15 protein-coding genes and 1 tRNA gene are annotated in these 22,518 nt (G+C 37.8%); 3 read left to right on the top strand and 13 right to left on the bottom strand.

Going from position 1 to position 22,518, the window contains the following annotated elements:
- Window positions 1–27: 27 nt before the first annotated feature.
- The gene (locus DUT68_RS13290; protein WP_113638699.1) at window positions 28–753 is read left to right on the top strand and encodes a glycosyltransferase family 2 protein; all 726 of its coding nucleotides are present in this window, start codon (window positions 28–30) and stop codon (window positions 751–753) included.
- On the opposite strand, the gene DUT68_RS13285 is transcribed toward DUT68_RS13290, so the two are convergent.
- Genes DUT68_RS13285 through tsaD form a run of 6 tightly spaced genes read right to left on the bottom strand, consistent with a single transcriptional unit; the run spans window position 746 to window position 7,154 of the window.
- Complete coding sequence (locus DUT68_RS13285) at window positions 746–1,912, bottom strand: hypothetical protein (protein ID WP_113638698.1); 1,167 nt, start codon at window positions 1,910–1,912, stop codon at window positions 746–748. The genes DUT68_RS13290 and DUT68_RS13285 overlap by 8 nt on opposite strands.
- A 4-nt stretch (window positions 1,913–1,916) precedes the next feature.
- Complete coding sequence (locus DUT68_RS13280; protein ID WP_157960867.1) at window positions 1,917–3,506, bottom strand: glycosyltransferase 87 family protein; 1,590 nt, start codon at window positions 3,504–3,506, stop codon at window positions 1,917–1,919.
- The gene (locus DUT68_RS13275) at window positions 3,503–4,939 is read right to left on the bottom strand and encodes a B12-binding domain-containing radical SAM protein (protein ID WP_113638696.1); all 1,437 of its coding nucleotides are present in this window, start codon (window positions 4,937–4,939) and stop codon (window positions 3,503–3,505) included. The genes DUT68_RS13280 and DUT68_RS13275 overlap by 4 nt, the downstream gene beginning before the upstream one ends.
- A 17-nt stretch (window positions 4,940–4,956) precedes the next feature.
- Complete coding sequence (locus DUT68_RS13270) at window positions 4,957–5,880, bottom strand: hypothetical protein (RefSeq protein ID WP_113638695.1); 924 nt, start codon at window positions 5,878–5,880, stop codon at window positions 4,957–4,959.
- A 46-nt stretch (window positions 5,881–5,926) separates the two neighbouring features.
- On the bottom strand, window positions 5,927–6,142 hold the full coding sequence (locus DUT68_RS13265; RefSeq protein ID WP_113638694.1) for a hypothetical protein: 216 nt from the start codon (window positions 6,140–6,142) through the stop codon (window positions 5,927–5,929).
- A 10-nt stretch (window positions 6,143–6,152) separates the two neighbouring features.
- Entirely contained in the window at window positions 6,153–7,154 is a 1,002-nt protein-coding gene (gene tsaD / locus DUT68_RS13260) for a tRNA (adenosine(37)-N6)-threonylcarbamoyltransferase complex transferase subunit TsaD (protein WP_113638693.1), read from the bottom strand.
- 78 nt (window positions 7,155–7,232) lie between these two features.
- Here tsaD and DUT68_RS13255 point away from each other — a divergent pair, with 78 nt between their 5' ends.
- Complete coding sequence (locus tag DUT68_RS13255; protein ID WP_237088339.1) at window positions 7,233–11,633, top strand: translocation/assembly module TamB domain-containing protein; 4,401 nt, start codon at window positions 7,233–7,235, stop codon at window positions 11,631–11,633.
- 131 nt (window positions 11,634–11,764) lie between these two features.
- On the opposite strand, the gene DUT68_RS13250 is transcribed toward DUT68_RS13255, so the two are convergent.
- From DUT68_RS13250 to DUT68_RS13220, 7 genes are all read right to left on the bottom strand, one after another.
- Window positions 11,765–12,976 carry a bifunctional 3,4-dihydroxy-2-butanone-4-phosphate synthase/GTP cyclohydrolase II gene (locus DUT68_RS13250; RefSeq protein ID WP_113638691.1) on the bottom strand — a complete coding sequence of 404 codons (1,212 nt, stop codon included), beginning with the start codon at window positions 12,974–12,976 and terminating at the stop codon, window positions 11,765–11,767.
- 138 nt (window positions 12,977–13,114) lie between these two features.
- A complete protein-coding gene (locus DUT68_RS13245) occupies window positions 13,115–14,566 on the bottom strand; it encodes an LptF/LptG family permease (protein ID WP_113638690.1) in 1,452 nt (483 codons plus the stop codon).
- A 128-nt stretch (window positions 14,567–14,694) separates the two neighbouring features.
- The gene (locus DUT68_RS13240) at window positions 14,695–15,075 is read right to left on the bottom strand and encodes an START-like domain-containing protein (protein ID WP_113638689.1); all 381 of its coding nucleotides are present in this window, start codon (window positions 15,073–15,075) and stop codon (window positions 14,695–14,697) included.
- Between the two features lie 181 nt (window positions 15,076–15,256).
- A tRNA-Met gene (locus DUT68_RS13235) sits at window positions 15,257–15,330 on the bottom strand.
- Between the two features lie 301 nt (window positions 15,331–15,631).
- Complete coding sequence (locus DUT68_RS13230) at window positions 15,632–17,035, bottom strand: MFS transporter (protein ID WP_113638688.1); 1,404 nt, start codon at window positions 17,033–17,035, stop codon at window positions 15,632–15,634.
- 103 nt (window positions 17,036–17,138) lie between these two features.
- Window positions 17,139–18,209, bottom strand: coding sequence for an SGNH/GDSL hydrolase family protein (locus DUT68_RS13225; RefSeq protein WP_113638687.1), 1,071 nt, complete (start codon window positions 18,207–18,209; stop codon window positions 17,139–17,141).
- A gap of 17 nt (window positions 18,210–18,226) precedes the next feature.
- A complete protein-coding gene (locus DUT68_RS13220) occupies window positions 18,227–19,165 on the bottom strand; it encodes an AraC family transcriptional regulator (protein ID WP_237088338.1) in 939 nt (312 codons plus the stop codon).
- 163 nt (window positions 19,166–19,328) lie between these two features.
- On the opposite strand from DUT68_RS13220, the gene DUT68_RS13215 reads away from it, so the two are divergent.
- Window positions 19,329–22,502, top strand: a complete 3,174-nt coding sequence (locus DUT68_RS13215; protein ID WP_113638686.1) for a SusC/RagA family TonB-linked outer membrane protein — start codon at window positions 19,329–19,331, stop codon at window positions 22,500–22,502.
- Window positions 22,503–22,518: the final 16 nt, after the last annotated feature.

The following is a 22,518-nucleotide window of genomic DNA, read 5'->3' as shown; positions in this document are numbered from 1 at the left end:
AATTTACAATATGTTAAACGGAAAAAAATTATTGTAGTTATTCCGGCCTATAACGCCGCAAAAACAATAGAAGACACCTACCATACCATTCCTCCTGGCTTCGTAGACGAAATCATATTGGTAGATGATTTCAGCAATGATGCAACCTTTGAAATTGCGAAAGATAACTTATTGATTAAAAACTGTATTAAACTTGATAAAAATGTGGGTTATGGAGGGAATCAAAAGAAATGCTATCAGATGGCACTTGCTTTAAAGGCAGATATCATTTTAATGTTACATGGTGATTACCAATATGATCCCAGATTAATTCCAGCGATGGTAAGTATGATTGCTTACGATGTATACGATGTTGTACTTGGTTCGCGTATTATTGGCAACAGGACAATCGTTGGTAAAATGCCTCGCTACAAATATGTTTCTAATAGGATACTCACCGCATTTCAAAATTTGATGCTCAACACTAAATTAAGCGAATACCACACAGGTTTAAGAGCATATAAAAGCAGTTGCCTGGAAGCAATTCCTTTTGAAAAGAACAGCGATAATTTCATCTTCGACAATCAAATTTTACTTCAATTAATAAACAAGAAGTTTCACATTGGAGAGGTATCATGCCCAATAAAATATTTTAAGGAGGCCTCATCCATTTCTTTTAAAAACAGCTTAGTTTATGGAATAGGCATATTGCGAATAACCTTCACTTACCTAATGCATAGATGGGGCGTAAGGAAAGAAAAAATATTTAGTTAGCTCCAAGTAAATTTGGTTCATCATCATTAGGTTCTCTAATTGATTTTGGAATAGGCACACTTTTATGTGGTGCTAATTTATCTACCTCATGCCTATCATAGAGTTGTCCTAAAAACGGAAATTCATGATGTTGATGTGTGCGTAATTTAGCCAAATGCCGTCTTATTTCCTCAATGCTTAAATGCCACTCAAAAGCTAAGGTTTCTGCAGATGGTTCCATGTAACTGATATACATGATTTCTGCCAGTTCATGATCTTTTTTATTCTCATAGTTAATTTCAGTTGATAGTTGTTTGCGATACTTGATCAACTTATCATTATTGCGTTTATTTAGTGATACAAATTGTTCATAGTTCAGGTAACCTTTGATATTGGGGGTACTCATAAAGTTATCCAGTAGATAGGATTCGTGACACCACATACATTTGGCGGGCTTACCTGCGTCACCGTAAGAATTTGGCGAGGCATTTACCAACCGACCATTATGGCTGTAAATTAAGTAACGTAGCTGTCCATTTGGCATCATATCAATCAGCTCAAACAGTTCTTCCTTAAAATTCCCTTGGCTAAAATGCCCCGATCCTTCTACTGCAATAAATTGTTGAGCTGTTATAGCCTCAACTGTGGTATCCATTCTTATTAATCGTTCTCCTTTGGACACAGATGAAATTTCGACAGCATATTCGGCTTTACTAGATGCGTTAACGCTAGGATGCAAAAACTCACTGTAGGTTTTGGGTGCTTGAACCATTTCGTAGTAATGATTACTAGCATAAATGGAACAAATGACGAATCTATTCAACATTATCGAACCATAGAGATGATACTCTTGAGTATTTTTAGCAGCAGCTATTATTCTTCGCCACTTTTCCAACACCACTGGCCGAAAACCTAACTTAGACACATCAATTCTCCAAAGTGTATCGGTAACTTTTTCAATTCCGCGTGCTGTTGTTTTTTTGGGTAGAGTTGCTCCAACTTGCGAAAACGACCACAGTAACCCTTTGTAAATAAGCTCGTCTGTCTCGTCATGGTAAGACTTGTTGTGACGAAGGTTAATCGTATATGATTCATTTTCGACACCTTCCTTTTGTCGGAACAATTGAAAGGCAGCAACAAAGGTTATTAAAACGGCCAAGAAGCAAATTACCTTTTTCATATTGCTATAATTTTTGGGTCGATACTTTTTGTAAAGTCAACCATCCGAACCGGCCATTTCGATCGGATAGGTACCAGATTTCATTTTTGTTAATTAGTATTGGCTTTTTGATTAAAGATGACCGTATACCTGTTGGTTTATGATGTAAAAAAATTTGGTTGTCGATAACTTCACATGCATTCGTGTCAATTTCGGTTATAGGAAATTTTCTAGATGCACTGTTAACCCCATTAATTCCTAAAGCAAAAACGGTAAGCTCACCACGTTTAACAATGTAATTGTAGGTTACAAAATTTTTATGATTTGGCCACACATAGGTATAATTGGGCGAGTGTTTTTTAGCGTTTACCAGTTGAGGCAAAAAAGCAATCCCAACCAAAAGATAGGCGGGCCTTAAGCGAAACATCTTTCGAAAAGCAAAGAAAAAAACGAAAATAAACAACCCCAAGCATGCCCACATTCGTCCATATGCAAAAAATTCGTTTGCTTTTTCAAAACGCCAATAAGGCCAGTTGACCATCAAAGTAAGTAAGCATAGAAAAAACAGCTTTTGTGCCTTTGAAATTTGCAAACTAAGCAGAAATACCATTGGAATAACCCAAAAAACTTGAGCATAAGACGCCGTTCGGTTTTGTAGCACAAAATAACCGATAGTAAGCGACGCTAAAATAGCCAACTCATTTTCTCGATTTTGATAAATGAAGGCTACAATAATTGACGCTACAAGTGTCTTGAAAGCAAATAACAAAACAGCATAAACCAAAGGGTCATTAAAAAGCCCCAGTGGATTATAATTATTGTCTTTAACGAATAAGTTCTTTAAAAAAACCTCCATAGATTGCCCAGAAAAATGCCAGTCTACAGCGGTCTGATATTTAACCGAAGCCAATAAAACATCGGTTAAGTAAAAGTGCCAAAAGTTGAACCCTAAATGCAGCACTGAGATAAAAACTAAAACCAGTACAAATGATAGCGTAAATAACGTTTGTTTATAGCGTTTACTGATAATGAGGGGAGTTAATAGCAGTAGCGGAAAAATCTTAATCAATACTGCCAATGCAAGCAATAAACAGCCCAACAGCCACCATTTACCATTAATAAGATGATAACCAATCAACAAAAAGGCAAAACACACAAAATAAGATTGACCTGTATTAATATGATTTATAAGAGGCGTCAAAAAAATTAAGGGAATTAGAAGAATTAGGAGAAGATTACTATCAGGTAAATAAGTCTTAAAAAAAAGCAGCACGGCGAACACAAAAATTAGGTAACTGAAACAGTTAAATAACAGCTTAGCTTTAAGGGCGTTCTCTATCAGCGTAAATGGATAAAAAAAGGTACAAGTAAAAGGCGTGTTTAGATAAAAGTCTAGTACAACATTATCCGTTTTTTCAATTTGATTTACATAGTGGTTATACTTGTCCAAATCATACAGGAAAAATAAGGCCTCATCATGGTAACTTTGTGAAGCTAACGCGGGGTAATAGCTATTTCCAAAATCAGATATAGGCGCTTTTATTGATTTGAATAAGGCAAAATATCCAAAAATCAAAAAATATACCCCTAGGACAAAAAGTTTCTTATTTTTCACGTTAACTGGTATAATTTCATTTTTCGGAATAGCCTATTTTTAACAATAATTTGTCGGAATAGCGAGAGTATAGTTTTAATACGCACTGAGAATTTCATTCTATTCCTTAATCGATCCTTAAGTTTAAGGCTCCTAAAATAGGCATGAGTATAACTATAAAGCATCCTGTAGAACTCCTTCGAGTAGGTGCCTTGGTACATCATTTCCAAATCATTGGAATGCAACCAATTCTGTTTTTCCTGAAGCTGTTGCTTTACTTTTTCGTAAAAACCAGTACCAGGCAGGGGATAAGATACCGATATTCCAATGTCATGAGGCATAATCTGCGCAATCATTTTAAGGGTAGATTTGATATCCTCAGCGTTTTCATCTAGGTAACCATATTGAATGAACAAGCAAACTTTAACACCATTTTCTTTGAGCAATCTTGAAGCTTCATAAATTTGCTCAACCGTTGTACCCTTATCCATTGCATCAAGGATTTTTTGGCTTCCACTTTCAGCACCCATCCAAACCTCATCCAAGCCGGCAGCTACTAACTCTTTAATAGTTTCATCTTTAAGTAGCAAATCTGCCCTGCTTTGTATTTTCAGCTTTGGTTTAAGTGCATTTTCTTTTAAAAGGAGGCTAAATTCTTTAACCCAACTAGGTTTCAAGCCAAAAATATCGTCGCAAATCCAAAAATGACTTGCATTAAATCTCTCCATCAAATACTTGAGTTCAATAACCACATCATTTGGCCGCCTGCTGTTGTACCTATTGCCATAAATTGGTTTAGCGCACCAGTTGCACTTAAAAGGACATCCCCTTGTTGTGGCAACATTTAATGAAACAAAGCCATGGTTTATTTGCCAAACTTTTTGATATTTAGCTATGTCTAACAAATCCCAAGCAGGCATGGGAAATTGCTCCAAGTCGGTTTGAACACTTTTTTTTAGGCTTCTTTCTAAGATTCCATCTTTTAAGTAAGCAATACCATCTATACCTTGCCAATTTTCTTGGGGTTGAGAAACTAGCTTTAACAATGTATTTTCTGCTTCGCCAAGCATCACTACGTCAGCTCCCTGTGCCAAGTATTTTTCAGGATGATCGGTTGCATCGCTACTACTTACCAACACTTTTGCACCAAATTGCTTACTAAGCTTAATCATTTCGAAACAGGCGTCTCTCATATTGGTGAGACACATTTTACTCAGATAGTTAAAACTATCATCGTAAAAAACTACAAAATCGGGCTTTTCTTTCTCCAAGTAGCATATAATTTCTCCTGGATTGGTTGATAGATTACAATCAAAAAGTATTACTTCAAAATTCTTATCTCTAAGATATGCGGCCGCCAACAGCGTATTGTAAGGTGGATACGGCTGTTTGAACTGCCATTGCTTAGGGTCAAGTTGATAAAAATATGAGTGGGTAAGCAGTATTCTAGCCATAACGTTTTGAAGTAGAATCAAATTTCTGAATAGACTGCTTCCAATTTTTCATTAAATCGCTGCATTTTCTCTTCTAATAAAGTAGTAACTTTTTTAAAGTAATTTCCAGTGTGTATTTTAATAGAGTGCTTGGTTAAATTAATATTCTGACTTGATTCAGCAAACATCGCACTCGAATAAAGCCTTTTTATCCGCCATCGTTGAAATTTGAAGATCAAATTCTCTAATATATCTCCCAAAAAATTATTAAAGGTTGCTTCGATAATTTTTTTAATAAAGTGATTGGGTACTTCTTCAACTTGTTGGTTTTGCAAAGGATAAAGTGGAAAATACGTCCTAGCCCAATCGTTAGCATCTAAAAAGTGATGGTACATAGCTTTACTAAATAGTGGTTTTACCGAAACACATTCAAATGCAGTATAGTAATTTTTATAAGGGATTTCCAGATACTTTTCATCAACAAAGTAGTTCATACATAATAGTTGAGGATTAGTATTAAAAAATATCTTACGATATAAAAAGAGTGATGCGTGGGCTAACCATATACGCTTATGCTTGGCAACAATGAAATAGTCAACATCACAGTCCACATCCATATAATCTTTAGATATGGAACCTGAAAGAAAAACACCTTTTATGAAAGGAAATTTAACCAGTTTGTAACCATTAGATTTGGCTACAGGCAGCCAATCCTTTGCAGACTGATTTCCTATTTTTCTTCTGTCAACTAGTTCTTTTTTAAAATTTAGAAGGTAAAAATCATCAATCTTGTGAATCAACTTTTTGTCGACCATTGCCGCTAAAATATTAGGCAAATTGATTGAATCTAAGTCTTGACATCGCTCCCTTATCTCTTTTTCTAAAAGGGGATAGCTAAAAACATCAGCGTAGGCTATAATTTTTGCAATAGCCAAATACTCGTTCTTCTTAAACTTATTCATAGGTAAAATAATATTTAGGAAGAGGTAAGTTATGAAAAAAAGCCGTCTATCTAAAACTTGAAGCCTTTGGCGCTGTTGGGATTTTCTCTTTAACAAAAGAAGAATCTAAGCGTACGATAGTGTAAGCAGCTATAATGGCACCTACCAAAAGCAAAGCCAAACCTAGGTAATTCTTTTTCTTATCTTTTTTAATCACCCAAAATAAAAAGGCAATTAACGGAATAGCTAATAAACCAAAAAATATAAAACTGCTTGTTTGCATATCATCAATATTAAAAAATCATACGAGCCATTGGCGCTACCTCCTGCCCTACAAATTGCTTATTTAGGAACTTATGATAACCGGCTATCGCAATCATGGCAGCGTTATCAGTACAATATTCAAATTTAGGAATAAACACCTCCCAACCCAAAATTTCTTGCTGTGCCAGTAAGGCATTTCTTAATCCAGAATTGGCGGAAACTCCTCCAGCTATGGCAATTTGCTTACAGTTGTATTGCTTTGCTGCTTTCTTTAACTTGTTTAAAAGAATATTAACAATGCTATACTGCACCGATGCACAGATATCGGCCAAATGCTCTTCTACAAAATTGGGGTTATTCTTTTGGTTATCTCTAATGAAATATAATATCGCTGTTTTAAAGCCGCTAAAACTGTAGTTTAAACCTTGTATTTGTGGTTCTGGAAACTGGTAAGCATGCGGATTACCTTCTTTAGCGTATTTATCAATCAGTGGGCCGCCAGGATATGGCAGGTTTAAAATCTTTGCGGTTTTATCAAATGCTTCGCCGGCGGCATCGTCTAATGTTTCACCAACAATTTCCATATCAAAATAATCTTTCACCAGCACAATTTGCGTATGCCCACCTGAAACGGTAAGACACAGAAATGGAAATTTTGGATGCGGATCATCGATGAAATGGGCCAAAATATGCGCCTGCATGTGGTTTACAGAAATCAGTGGAAGATCGAGTGCCAAAGCAAAAGATTTGGCAAAAGAAACCCCTACTAACAAAGAACCCAACAATCCCGGACCTTGCGTAAACGCCACACCTTCAAGCTGCTTTTTATCCACTCCGGCAATGGCTAAAGCCTGTTGTACAGCGGGCACAATATTCTGCTGGTGAACCCTTGAAGCAAGTTCAGGAATTACACCTCCATAATTTTCATGAATTGTTTGGTTTGCAATAACATTGGCAGTAATTTTGCCGTTATCACAAATGGCAACCGAAGTTTCGTCGCAGGATGATTCTATAGCTAATATGATAGGCACGGAAAAGATATTTTAAGCTACAAAATTATTAAAAAACTATTAAAAATACTTCTTTGGATTATCGCTTCAATTATTTTATTGATTGCGGGCGTACTATTTTCACTACAATTTAAACCCGTACAAACCTACGTAGCACAAAAAGCAGCAGCTTATCTTTCAAAAGAATTAAAAACAACTGTACGTGTTGGTGGCCTTTATGTTGTTCCTTTTAAATCGGTTGTGCTTGAAGATTTACTGGTGTTAGACTTGGAAAAGGATACATTAGCGCACTTTCCGAAGTTTTTAGTTGATATCAATCAGTTTTCGCTTAAACAGCGCATACTTGACGTTAACACCGTTCAAATTAATAACGGAACTTTCTTTTTAAAAGATCAAAAAGATGGAAACTCTAATTTAGATTTCATTATCGATTATTTTGACAGTCCTTCCCCAAAACCCAAAAAGAAAAAAAAGAAGTTTGAGTTTTTATTTGACAGGATTATCATCAACAACCTACATTTCAAGTACAAAAACTTAAAATATAACCGACCAAGTCCTAATGCCGTAAATTTTGAGGACATTGATGTTAAAGAAATGAATGGCATTTTCGAAGGTTTAAACACGAAAGACCACTTCATTCAAGCGAACATCAAAAATTTGACGTTAAAGGAGAAAAGTGGTTTTTACCTCAAAAATTTAACAGCGCTCGCTACGGTTGATTCTAACGCCATCGAACTAAAAAAACTGTTACTGATTACCAATAGAACCCGCCTTACCGACTACTATCAAATGAAATTCAAAACATTTAGGGATTTCAAAGATTATGAGAACAAGGTACGGATGAAGGCCAATTTCAAGAATAGCCATTTATCATCAAGCGATGTTGCCTTTTTTGCGCCAGCTTTGCAAAAAATGAAGCTGGATATTGATATTGATGGTCAAATTAATGGTTTGGTGAATGATTTAAGAGCTAAAAAACTATCAATAAAGGCTGGCAGAGCAACTTATATCAAAGGCGATTTTTCAATGAAAGGTTTACCCAACTGGGAAGAAACTTTTATGGATATGAAAATAGAGTTGGCCGGTACCAATAAAAAAGATTTAGATGAAATATTGACCGACCTTACTGGTAAAAAAGTAAAATCGATCCCTGAAATTGTAAATAAGTTTGGCAACATCAATTTCAACGGCTATTTCACTGGCTTTCAAAATGATTTTATTGCATACGGAGAGTTTAAAACCAAGCTTGGTAGGCTACGCTCGGATGTCAACATGAAAATTGACAAAAAGGGTACACCATCGTACAGTGGGAATGTAAAAACCTATGACTTTAACATCGGCGATTTACTTAACGAAAAGCTGCTGGGCCGCATCACCTCCGAACTTAACATTAAAGGAAAAGGAACTGAAGTAAAAGAGCTTACTGAAGAATTGAAAGGGCAGATCAGCTACTTGGATTTTAAAGGTTACCGCTATAGAAATATCAATATCAATGGAACTTTTGACAAGAAATTCTTCGACGGAAGTTTAAAAATTAACGATAAAAACGTCCAGTTAGATTTTGATGGTGGTGTTAACTTAAATCCTAAGTTGCCCGTCTTCAACTTTAGAGCAAACATTAGAAATGCCCGTTTAAAAACCTTAAAACTCTACAAAGATTCTTTAAAAGTAGATGCCATTTTTAGCACTAATTTTTCGGGAACTAATTTAGACAACCTGCAAGGAAGCTTACTGTTGCAACAAATTACCATCAACAATTTAAGGGGTGTTTACAAAGTAGACTCGGTTTTATTGAATGCTAGGGGTATTGGCATGGACAGGAGTTTGACGGTAAATTCTGATATTTTAGAAGCTGGCATTAAGGGACAATATGATTTGAGCACCATTGTATCTTATTTTAAAACGATCGGAAAAACTTACATTCCATCGCTTAAAACGGATATCGTTAAATTTAAAACGCAGGTTTTTGATTTTAGGCTTAAGATTAAAGATTTTGAACCTATTGCCGAACTCATTTCTCCCGGCTTGGAAATTGATGATCAATCGTTATTAGTGGGTTCTTTTGACTCCAGAAATAACACGGCGACGCTCGGAGGTATTGTCAAACGACTCAAATACAAAGGTGTCATAGCCAATAACATCATCATCGATGAGAGTACTTCGCCAAAGCAGCTTACTGCCATTATATCATCTGACAGGGTCGATTTAAACGACAGCTTATACATTAAAAACGTCAATATTTCGAATATTTTACGCAACGATAGTTTATCGCTTAACGTGAAATTATCCAATGCAGATGATGCCAATCAGTTAGATTTAAACGGCTTGGTAGAGTTTTTACCCGATACGGCCAAGATCAGTATTTTACCCTCCAACCTTAAAATCAATTTTGAAGATTGGACGATAGAGGATAAGGTTCAAATTGGATTTAATAAAGGTAAAACCAAAATTGATAATTTTTCACTGAGCAATGGCCAACAAGAACTCAAAATTGACGGCGTGATTTCCGATGACCCTGCTGATGTGATTTTAGTTGCTTTAGAGAACTTTAAGCTCAAAACAATTAATCCGTTTGTTAAAAACTTGGGGATCAAATTTGCGGGAACGGCCAATGGCAAAACAAAAATCAATGGCGTACTGAAATCTCCAAAAATATCCGACAGTTTAAGGATAGATTCGCTTGGTTTTAACGGCACTTACATTGGAAGTTTGGTCGACACCTCCTCATTTAACAGCACTAGCAAATTAGCTAATGTACACACCAAAATCACAGCGCTAGACAGAGAGACGTTTAACATTACGGGAAACTTGGATGTAGGTCAAAAAGAAATCGATTTAAAGGTAAATCTTGATCAAAGCGAATTGGCTATTCTTACGCCTTTTCTGAACAAAATTGTATCAAACTTGAAAGGTAAAGTATCAGCAGATTTGACTGTAAAAGGAAAGTTTGACCAGCCTCTAATTAATGGAGATATCACATTAGATCAAGCACAACTAACGGTTAATTACCTCAAAACAACTTATGTTATTGATGATGAAGTAAAGGTAGATAATAGTGCAATTGTACTTACCAATCTGGTGTTGAAAGATTTGGAAGGTCATAGCGGCACAGCTAACGGAACTGTTGACCTAAAGGATATCAATAACCCAAACATACAAGTGCAACTTGACGCTAAAGGGTTAATGGCCCTAAATACCACCTCAAAGGATAACGCCATTTATTTTGGTAAAGCTTATGGAACAGGCAAATTCATTTTTAAAGGCCCAACCAATGACATGTTTATTGATATTGATGCAAAAACGGAAAAGGGAACGATATTTAATTTGCCGTTAAATAGCTCGGAAACGGTAACGGATAAAGATTTTATCACTTTTGTAAGTAAGGATACCACTAAAGTGGTTAAAAAGATAAACAGCTTCCAAGGATTGAGCATGAATTTCAAGCTATCGGTTGATCCTAACACAACGGTAAACATTTACACCGTTTTAGGTAAACTCAGCGGCACCGGAAATGCAGATTTGGAACTTAATATTAGCAAGGTTGGTGATTTTGAGATGAAAGGCGATTACATCATTGAAAGTGGTGTTTTTGACTTTACCGCCAGGGAAGTAATCAATAAACGTTTTGACATTAGACAAGGTGGAACCATCCGTTGGACTGGAAATCCTGTGAATGCTCAAATCAACCTAAAAGCAATTTACACCCTACGTGCGGCGCTGGGCGATTTGTATAGGGCTGCCAACCGCGATGCCAGTAGTAATGCAAACCAAACTGCACAAACAGAAGTAGAGATGGGCTTAACTGGCCTATTGATGAAGCCAGACATCAAGTTGGATATCTTTTTCCCGGCTAACCCTGCAATCAAGGACGAGTTACAGTCGTATTTCAACGATGGAAACAACCTTAATACACAGGCTTTAAGTTTGATTATCCAAAGAAGATTTGCACCGGGAACTGGATCTGAGAACTTGAGCCAGCAGTTAGGCTCCGTTGGTACAGGTACAGCCACAGATTTAATTTTCAACCAGCTGAACAATGTGTTATCCAGTTTAAACCTCAACTTCGTTGATATCAACATCCGTTCGTTCAACGAAGCAAGTGCTTCGTTCAAATTCTTTAATGATAGGATTATTGTTAATGCAGGGATTACTGATATTAGCAAAAGCTCAATTGACAATACTATCGGTTTCAGGAATGAAATTGGAAGGGAAGTTGAAATTTTGGGCTTAATTAAAAAAGATGGTAGCCTAGTTGGTAAGATAGCCAATAAACCTCCTACCATACAAAGTATATTTGCCAACCCAGGGATCAATCCATATCAAAATATCACTTCATTAGGGCTAATTTACAACCAACAGTTCGATACGTTTACCGAATTACTTCAAAAGATATCGGGCAAGTACCGCAAGGAGCAAAAGAAAAAAGAAGCAGAGCGGGAAAAACAGCGTGTTACTAAGGAAGCTATCATTAACGAGAGCAAGAAGACACAAAGACGGTAATCTACATTTTACGTAACACTTCCGAAGCATTTAAGTAATAGCAGAATAGGATAGGCAACAAAAAGCTGTCTCGAAAGATACCTATACATCAATTGTAAGGCTAACTTCTGAGACAGCTCTAAAATAAAGGACTAACCTTTTAAGATTTGATGTCCCATTTTATCACGCTTAGTGATCAAGTAAGACTCATTATGTTTGTTGCTCGCAATCTCAATCGGGATATTTTCAACAACCTCTAAACCATATCCAACTATGCCCGCTCTTTTTGTAGGATTGTTAGACATCAATTTCATTTTAGTAATGCCTTTAGCTCTTAAAATTTGCGCACCTACACCATAGTCTCTTTCGTCGCCTTTAAAGCCCAACTGAATATTAGCCTCTACGGTATCTAAACCTGCATCCTGTAAGTTATAAGCATGTAACTTATTCACTAAACCTATACCCCTTCCCTCTTGGTTCATGTATACAATCAAGCCTTTTCCTTCTTTCTCTATCATCTCCATGGCTTTATGTAATTGAGGTCCGCAATCGCAACGGCAAGAACCAAAAATATCACCTGTTACGCATGAACTATGAATACGAGTTAATACCGGTTCATCCTCAGTCCATTCACCTTTTGATAATGCTAAATGTGTAGCACCATTGCTCATTTGCGTATAGGCGGTCATTTTAAAATCTCCCCATTGGGTGGGCAAATTAACCGTTACTTCTTCTTTAATCGAACTCTCAACCGCCAAACGATAGCTAATCAAATCCTTAATAGAAATGATTTTCAAATCGTGCTGCTTAGCAATCAGCATTAAATCAGGTAAGCGGGCCATGGTGCCGTCTTCGTTCATGATTTCAACCAGCACACCGGCAGGCTCAAAACCAGCTAATCTGGCAATATCAATGGTTGCCTCTGTGTGACCGGTACGGCGCAGCACACCCTCTTTACGAGCACGTAATGGAAAAATATGTCCAGGTCTACCTAAATCTTCAGGCTTAGTAGCAGGGTTAATTAACGCCTGTACAGTTTTTGCTCTATCATGAGCGGAAATTCCAGTAGTACAACCCTGGCCAATTAAATCAACAGAAACGGTAAAAGGAGTTTGATGTAATACAGTATTGTTTTGTACCATCAAATTCAGCTCAAGCTTATCACAAAGTTCTTCAATTAACGGAGCACAAATTAAGCCTCGTCCGTATTTAGACATGAAATTGATGATTTCAGGAGTAACATTACGAGCCGCAGTTAAAAAATCGCCCTCGTTTTCCCTATCCTCGTCATCTACTACTATGATAATTTTGCCTGCCCTCACATCGGCTAGCGCTTCTTCTATGGTATTTAATTTAATCTCCATTTTGGCAAAAAACAACTTAAATGCGATTTATTCGCTTCATTATTTTCAATGCAAAGGTACAACCTTTATCATCAAATGTTATAGCTAATTATCATTAAGAAGTAAGTTTCTAAGTGGCGTATTATAGCAGTTGCGACACTACTTTTGCTCGTTATTTGCGACCTTTTTACGTTTAAAAAGCCCAACGATTAACTGTTTATAGTAGTCGATATCAAACAACGCCGAATCAACAGTAGCCTTGTAGGTAAGAAAGATTCCGACTGGTGTAAGTACAATAACAGCCATCCAAATTCCAGCCACCGGATCAAGCGAACCTTCCTTGGCAGATTTTTCGGCAACGGTAGAAATAATGTGGTAGAATAAGAAGAAAATTACCGCAATAACCACAGGAAGCCCTAAACCACCTTTACGTATAATGGCACCTAGAGGCGCTCCAATGAAAAACAAAAGTAAGCAGGATACGGCAAGCGTGTATTTACGTTGATATTCAATTTGGGCCCTTAGCACTTCTTTTGATTTAAAATCGTAATCTGTGAGCTGCGCCCTAATGGTTTGCTTCAGAGCATCAACCTGATCAAAAGCAATTTGCATCGACTGGAATCTTTGCGCCTTGGGGATATAATTGATGATGTTGCCTTTAATATCTTTGGCGGGCGTTTTTGTTTTAGTATATCCTTTAACGTAGTTGTTTTGCTTAAAGTAGTATTGTGCATTGGTTTTAAGCGCTTTCCCTAAACTGTCTAAGTTCTTTACCAAGGAATCCTCACGATGCAACAGCTCCTTACGATTTAGCATGGGGGCATTATTTTTAAAATTTTGCTCATTGGTGCGAGCCATATTTTTAAAACTACTAAAATCAAACTTTACTTCAGTTTGTTTAAAGCGCATACGAGTAAACGACTGACGCGGGTTGTAGGAGCCATTATTAGATGCAGATTCCTGATAGCGTACACCATTCACCAAATTCAGCACCATGTAATTGCCATCAGAAGTTTTTGACATCTTCCCTTTTTCGGCCATGATGATTTGAGGCACCCCATTTCCAGCATTATGGTCGTAAATCATAATACCATAAAGCGAATCAATTGCACCTTCGCCTTTACGCTCTACACGCATTGAATAGTTAGGAATGCTATTGTTAAAAACCCCGGGCTGAATTAGAAAAGAAAGTTTTTTATTACGCACATCGTAAAGCAACGATCCATATTTTAGGTTAGCTTTGGGCAACATGTAATCGGAAAAAAAGAAGGATGCGACCGCCAAGCCCAAAATAAGCACAAATAGCGGCTGCATTGCTTTTCTAAGTGATACACCTGCCGACTTGATAGCAACCAATTCGTAGTTTTCACCGAGATTACCAAATGTCATGATGGATGATAAAAGGATAGCCAACGGCAAGGCCATAGCTACGTTGGATGCCGAAGCATACATCATCAACTCGGCAATAACATACCATTCGAAACCTTTACCAATTAAATCATCGACGTACTTGAACAAGAAGAACATCAATAGAATAAACATCACAATAAAAAATGTGACGGCAAACGGCCTAATGAACGCCTTTATCAGCAGTAAATGAATCTTTTTCAATTATGCAAAGATAGGCAAAGCCAATTAAAAGTAGAATTTATGTGAAAGCTAAATGTATAATTTGACAGCAAATGTTCAAACAGTTAAACTTAGCTTGAAAGATTTATTTTGCGTTAACCCTAATAGTTTTACGCCCCTAAAACACCCAAAAGGTAATCGATTTGATTATCCCAAATTTGCTTTCTCTCTTGTAAAGTGTCTTCCGTTGCAAAGTCAGTGATTGCTAAAGCTACATCATTAGTAAGTTCATCCTGGATGATTTCCATTTCTGTATAGCAATAAGGCTCGTCATCAATCCACTTAAACTTTACCAACTTATTCTCTTTAGCGCTAATCAGCTTAGCTTTCTGCACTTCATCATCCCAAGTGAAGGTATAAGTTTGGTCTCTGAAAATTACATCATCAGCAAACCATTGCGCCAAACCATTTGGCTCACTAATAAAACTATATAGTATACGTGGAGATGATCTTATTGCGTATTCTAATGTAAATTTCTTCTTTTCTGACATCCTTGCTTTGGTTTAGGCTTTCTATTTTTTCTAAAGAAAAGTAATTTCTTTTATAAATGCAAAGTTTTGAAAGATAAGTATTTTTTTATTTATAGCCTGAGGATTTGAAGTGTTGCATTTACCAAAAGAAGGCGTTTTTTACAAATAAAAAAAGCTCACATTGCTGTGAGCTTTTGCCTAGTAGCGGGGAGCAGGATCGAACTGCCGACCTCAGGGTTATGAATCCTGCGCTCTAACCATCTGAGCTACCCCGCCGAATTTTTCGAGCTGCAAATATAGGATTTAATCCAATAAACAAGAAAAATATTTAAATATCCTTCTGCCCATTTACCAACTTGCTATTTTTGAGCTAATTAATAATGTGCTAATTATTAAGTTTTGGCTGTCCGTTATTAGGCATCATCTGCATTTTGTCATTCTTAAAAATTTCAAGAATCTATTTCTATAATTGCCAAAGTATAGATTCCTCCTAACGTCGGAATGACAAAACGCTTAAAAAATGGGCTTATTAGAAATTACGGCCATTCAATATTAAACTTAACTGATATAAAAAACGCTAAGCTGATCGCATATTTTCGCCATCTTTAAAATGCAAGCGCCTGAAAACAAAACCAGAAAGTATTGTTAACCCTCCTATCACCAAAAAAGTATAACGGAAAGCGTTGTGTATTTCATTATGAATCAACTTTACATCGCCCTGAAAAACCTTTAGCACAATTAAACCGAAAGCTACGCCAAATCCAATAGCCAACTGCTGGTTAACAGATGCCAGCGAGTTACCACTAGAAGTATGATATTGACGTAAATCGGCAATGGAAATGGAGTTCATAGAGGTAAACTGTATGGAATTGAAGAAACCGAGTGCAGCAATAATTGGCATGTACCAATAGATTGAAGTACTAACAGTTGGAATTGCCATACAGCAGATGAGAATACCAATCATAAAGGTGTTGACCATCAGCGTTCGGCGGTAACCAAACACATCTAATATCCTAATTACGGCAGATTTTGCAAACATTGCCGTAAGTGCCATTGGTGCAACAATCCAACCAGAAATTACAGCCGACTGCCCATAGGCAATCTGTATCATCATTGGCAAAAGTAGCGGTACCGAGCTAATGCCTAGTCTGGTAGCTAAATTACCTACTATCCCCACTCTGAAGGTTCGCACCTGAAACAGGTTTAGCGGAAAAATTGGGTTGTTATCTTTTGCGGCATGTCGATAGTAAAAATACATCATCAAAAACCCCAGCATGAGCGTGAGCAACACCGGACTAATGTGCACTGTATTACCGAACAGCTCTAAAGCGATTGACAGTAAAAGTGACGCCGCAGCGAAAATCAGAAATCCCTTTAAGTCAAAATCAATAATGGTTGATTTAAAATCGGGCATGTACTTTAAACTTAGCAAAATACCCAACGCACCAATTGGAATATTAATCAAGAAAATCCAGTGCCACGACAAATAATCTACCATGTAACCACCAACCAAAGGCCCTAAAACCGGACCAATTAAGGCGGGCACAATGGCAAAATTCATTGCCTTGAGCAGCTCGTTTTTCGGAAAAGTTTTAATTAAGGCCAACTTACCAACTGGTGTAAGCAAGCTGCCGCCGACACCTTGCAGCATCCTTGCAATTACCAACTCCGTTAAATTATGCGAAAGCGAACAAAACAAAGATCCCACGATGAACAAGACCTGAGCAAAGATGAAAATCTTCTTTGTCCCAAACTTATCAGCCAAAAACCCACTTACAGGCATAAAAAGCGCCAATGTAAGTACATAACTGATAATTGCATTTTGCATGTTCAGCGGCGACTCATTTAAATCTCTGGCAATGGTTGGCAGCGAAGTGTTAAGCACAGTGGAGTCCAGCATTTGCATGAAAATGGCAGTAGCCAAAATGATTGGCAGTATTTTCTTGGTTGACGCTCGACTGTCCTCGGATAATTGCTCCATACGCTTAAATCAGTTATTTCAAAGCTAATATTTAAACCGCGTATATACCAAGTTGTTTGCTATTTTTTGACCTAATACTTACCCATAAAAGCACTGCAAAACTTTACCTCCAGTTCATTTCCTCACTTAAATAAGTGGTTAGCTCAGCTGCAATTTGCTGATGTTCTGCCAACGAAGGGTGACTTCCGCAGCCACTACGTGCTTGCTGGGTAAAGAAATAACTACCAATATTCTTATCTCCTTGAGCTTTAAGCCGATTGACTACCGCACCAATGTAATTAACCAACACGCTTTTCAATTTTGCGTTAGCCATTGGGCTGCTCAATAAAACCAACTTCGCTTTAGGATAGTACACACGCAGTTGTTTCGCAAATTTCACATAAGCATCAGTAAATTTAATAGAATCCTGAACGCCATCATTTTGGCCCAAACAAACTGTTACCACATCAGGCTGGTAGCGTTTAAAATCCCAGTCAATAGTATCTTTCGCAAAGTTGGTTTTAGCGAAAACCTGTGGCATTACAATCTTTTTTTCGCAGCAGCTGTGCATTAATCCAATTCCCGATACAGACGTTAAATGCCACTGTGCATTTAAGCTACGTGCGGTTGTGGGGCCATAGGCGAAATAAGCATTATGCTGATCATGCCAAGAAGAACCTGACGCACCACACTTCACCTCACTTTCATCGCTGCCAGCACCACAGGTAATGGAATCACCGATGAACTCCATTTTTCTCACCGGCTTTGGGTCTGGTTTAAGTAATTCGGCACAGCTGAAACCCACCATTTCTAAGTAGCCATTTTCCGCTTCCGAGTTCTTGCAAATCATCACCCGGTGAACTCCATCAGATAGATTTTTACCTAGCACCACTTCATTTTCCTTGCCGGTAAGCCTAATCCTGTATGCAGGTTGATCATCAATTTTGATTTCCAAATAGTTCAATATATTTCCCCACAGCATTTCATCGTTGATTTTCATGGCGCAGTAATTGCCCTTAAATTTAATTTCAACATAAGCCCCTGAAGCCCAAAACTTAGGTTTTAAAGGATTAGAATAATCAACCCTACCTGTATATTGGATAAAAGGATGATTGGCCTTAAAAAATTGTTTTTCTTTGGCAAAGCAAGATAATGCCACACTTGACACTAAAATTAGAAGCAATATTTTTTTCATTTGATGTTTTGGTTGATTTAGACAAATACACGATGACCAGAAAGATTCTCCCTGAATTCTTTCGGAGTACAACCTTTTTTCTTTTTAAAAATCCTATTGAAATTAGAGATGTTATTGAAACCGCAGTTGTAAGCTACTTCCGACACCGTTTCATTGGTATCAATTAGCTTACGGGAAGCATGCCCAAGGCGAATTTCTATTAAGCTGTCGATGAAGCTGATCCCCGTTCTGCTCTTAAAAAACCTACTGAACGAAACTTCCGTCATGTTAGCGATGCGGGCAACTTCTGCCAAGGAAACCTGCTTATCAAAATTTAGGTTGATGTATTCCATCACTTTTTCAACCCTGCGGCTTGTATACGAAAACTCCGCTTGGCTAAACGTGGAATCGGAAAGGGTACGCATTTGCCGCGACGTAGACAAATCATGCAAAATAGACATGAGCTCTAACACCGAATCGAAACCATGTTGCTTGTTGAGCTTAACCAATCGAGGGCCAATCAGTTTAGCCGTTTCGCTGGAAAACAAAATACCGCACTTGGCCTTTTCAAACATTTCCCTTACTAAACGCAGCTGATTACGCCTTAAAAACTTCTCATCGAACAGATCTTTATGAAACTGAATAGTCACTTCATGAATTTCCTTTCCATTAAGCTTATGCGTTTCCCAAACATGCGGCAAGTTAGAGCCGATGAGCACCAACTCAACGTCTTCTATTTCCTCTATGTGATCACCCACTACCCTTCTTGCTCCGGCGGCGTTAGAAATAAAATTGAGCTCCATCTCTTCGTGGTAATGTAACGGGAAATCAAAATCCCTTTTCCTGCGCTCAAAAATGGTGAAGCAATCGCCATTGGTAAGAGGTGTAATTTCTTTAATGATGTTCAAATGCATAGGCTTAATAAATATAATATCAACATTTTTGATAAAATAGTACCATAAGCAAAGATAAAACATACTAATGCTATTTATCAATTAAAAAGCGCTTTACAATTGTTTAAAACGCACAGCGAGAAAGCAGACGTAGATTATTGAGTTAAAAATACAATAAAAAGATAAAATAGTATTACTTTAAGAGAATCAAGAGATACTACTTTTGATATCAACCAAATAACTCAATATGCTTAATAAACTAAACTGTATTTTATTGGCAGTACTTGTATGGACATTCGCTACCACGCTATGTTTTGCCCAAGAAAAAAAGCTATCAGGCAAAATAGTTAATGAGAGTGGAAGCCCTTTAGCTGGCGCTTCCGTTAGCGTTAAAAACTCGAAGTCCTCGGCTATTAGCGATCAAAATGGAAATTTTAATATTACCGTGCCAGCAAACGCACAGGTAATTGTTTTTTCATTTTTAGGGATGGAGCCACAAGAATTCGCCATTGGCACGCAAACTATTTTCAATGTAAGGCTAAAGCCAAATGCAACCATCCTATCAGACGTAATAATTGTAGGTTACGGCACGGTAAAAAAAGGTGACTTAACTGGATCAGTAGCCAGGATTGAACGTGAGGAATTTACCAGAGATGCTCCCACTAACATCCTACAAGCTATGCAAGGTAAAATTGCAGGCGTTAACGTTACTCAAAACGATGGGGCTCCGGGAGCCGGACTAAGTATCCGCGTTAGGGGTTCCAACTCTTTTTTAGGTGGCACCGAGCCCCTTTACGTTATTGATGGTATTCCATTCAACAACTCTAGCACTGGCTCTACACCTATGTCAATTGGCGAGGACGAAAAGCAGACGTTAAACGCCATGTCGTTCATCAACCCTAATGATATTGAAAGTATCGATATTTTAAAAGACGCCTCTGCAACAGCTATTTACGGCTCACGTGGTGCCAATGGTGTAGTGCTTATTACCACTCGAAAAGGGCGCAGCGGCAAGGACAGAATCGAAGCTAATTTCAACGTTGGATCAGCTCAGGTCTCTAAAAAACTAGATGTACTTGACGCATCTGAATATGCAGCTTACCAAAATTTAGCTTACCGCAATTCAAATATCTATACAGGAACAAATTACACATTACCGTACCGCGGCGAAACCATTCCAGATCCGGATAGGCCCGGACAAACGTATTACAACAAAAGTCCGCAAGATTTTATTGGAGATACCAACAACTGGCAAGACAGGATTTTCCGCACCGGTTTGTACCAAAACTATTCGCTTAACATATCAGGAGGAAGCGATGCAGGCAGCCACAGCATTTCTTTTAACTATTTAGATCAGCAAGGAACGGTAATGAACTCGGCCTACAATAGGTTTGGTTTAGGTCTTAACTTGTCGAGAAATGTAAGTAAAACTTTTAAAGTTGGTACCAGTACCTCATTTGCAAGCACCAATACCGATGGTGTAAAAACAGGAACCGACAAGTCAGATGCAGCAAGTGCTGGGATTATCCGTTCGGCAATTACCTTCCCTTCTACCATTGCTGATCCAATTGCTTATGACGGCGTTGGGGATGCATTTATCACCAATCCTTACATTTATGTAAACGATGTTTTAAACAAAGTAAAAGGACTGAATATTTTCTCATCCAACTATGTTGAAGCTACTTTTTTAAAAGATTTCAAATTCAGACAAAATATTGGCTTTAACTACTCCAACAGTGCAAGAGACCAATACTACCCTCGTAGTGTGTATGAAGGTTTTGCAATGAAAGGATGGGGATTAAAAGCAGATAACATTTGGAGCAATGCCACTGCTGAAAGCATTTTAAGCTACACCAAAAAATTTGACAAGCATAACATCAATGCCGTTGCAGCCGGAACTTATGAGCGCACCAACGGACAAAGCAAAAGAGCTGAAGCGAAAACCTTCCCTAATGATGCGTTGCAAAACGAAAACTTGGCCGCCGGCGAAGTAATTATGCCAGTGGTAACTAACCGATACCAATCTACCTTAATGTCGTTTTTGGCAAGGGTAAACTACAATTTCGATGAACGTTATCTACTTACCGTATCGTTCCGTCAAGATGGTTCGAGCAAGTTTGGTAAAGATAACAAGTGGGCGGGATTCCCTTCGGCAGCGGTTGCCTGGAAAATCTCTAATGAGGATTTCATGAAGAACATTAAAACTATTAGCGATTTGAAATTACGTTTCAGCTATGGCAAAACAGGAAATCAGGGTATTGGCTCTTATACTTCATTGGCAAAGCTGAGCGTTTACAATTACGTTTTTGGGGGCGCAGTACAAACTGGTTTAGCTAATGATTTATTTGCTGGACCCGCAAACGAAAAGTTGAAATGGGAAACCACAAGCGCCTACAACTTAGGTTTAGATTTGGGCATGTTCAAAAACAGACTAAACCTACATGTGGAGCTGTACAAAAAGATTACTGATGACCTTTTACAGAACTTAATTATCCCGTCATCAACAGGATTTAGAACGCAGCTGGTAAACTCTGGCTCAATCCAAAACAAAGGATTAGAAGTAACTTTAAACGGAACGGTGTTGAAAGCTAAAGACTTTGAATGGACTTCCAATTTTAACATTGCCTTCAACAGAAATAAGATTTTGAGTTTAGGACCAAATGTTACGGAACAATATGGCCGTAATATCTCTACCGGAGATGCCCCTTTTATACAAACGGTAGGCAAGCCAATTGGTGCTTTGTATGGCTATGTTGAAAATGGTTATTACGATAACGAGGCTGAAGTACGCAACGACCCTCAGTACACTAACCAAGGCAACGCGATTATCTTGCGTACCATTGGCGAAATCAAGTACAAAAACTTAGACAACGACCCTACAACCATTGGCCAAGGCGACAGAACCTTCATTGGCGATGTTAGCCCTGATTACACCTTTGGGTTTACCAACAACTTCAAATACAAACGCTTTGATTTGAGCATTTTTGTAAACGGCGTACAAGGAAATGATATCATTAATATGAATACCCGATTTAACGCCAACCTAGGAACCAATAAAAATATTACGCAAGAAATGGCGGATGGAGCTTGGGCACAGGGACAGGACAACACTAACGCTACAGGCCCAAAAATTATGCGCCAGTTTTTCAGAAACCTGTTATTTTCTAGAAGATTTATTGAAGATGGCAGTTTTGTGAGGATAAAAAATGTAACGTTTGGCTACAACGTTCCACTTAAATCAAAAACCATTTCTAACTTGAGGGTATCCGTTGGTGCAAACAACTTATTAACCTTCACTAAATACACTGGATACGATCCTGAAATTAATAGCTATGGCGATAATCCTGCCCTATTCGGGGTAGATTTAGGGGGCTATCCAAATTCACGAACGTACAATTTATCGCTACGTTGCAATTTTTAACTTTAATAAAGTAATC

Origin of the sequence: Pedobacter zeaxanthinifaciens (assembly GCF_003313335.1) — a bacterium.
Taxonomy (GTDB): domain Bacteria; phylum Bacteroidota; class Bacteroidia; order Sphingobacteriales; family Sphingobacteriaceae; genus Pedobacter; species Pedobacter zeaxanthinifaciens.
The sequence above is the reverse complement of the archived record's forward strand: the minus strand, read 5'-3'. Positions and strand labels throughout refer to the sequence as shown.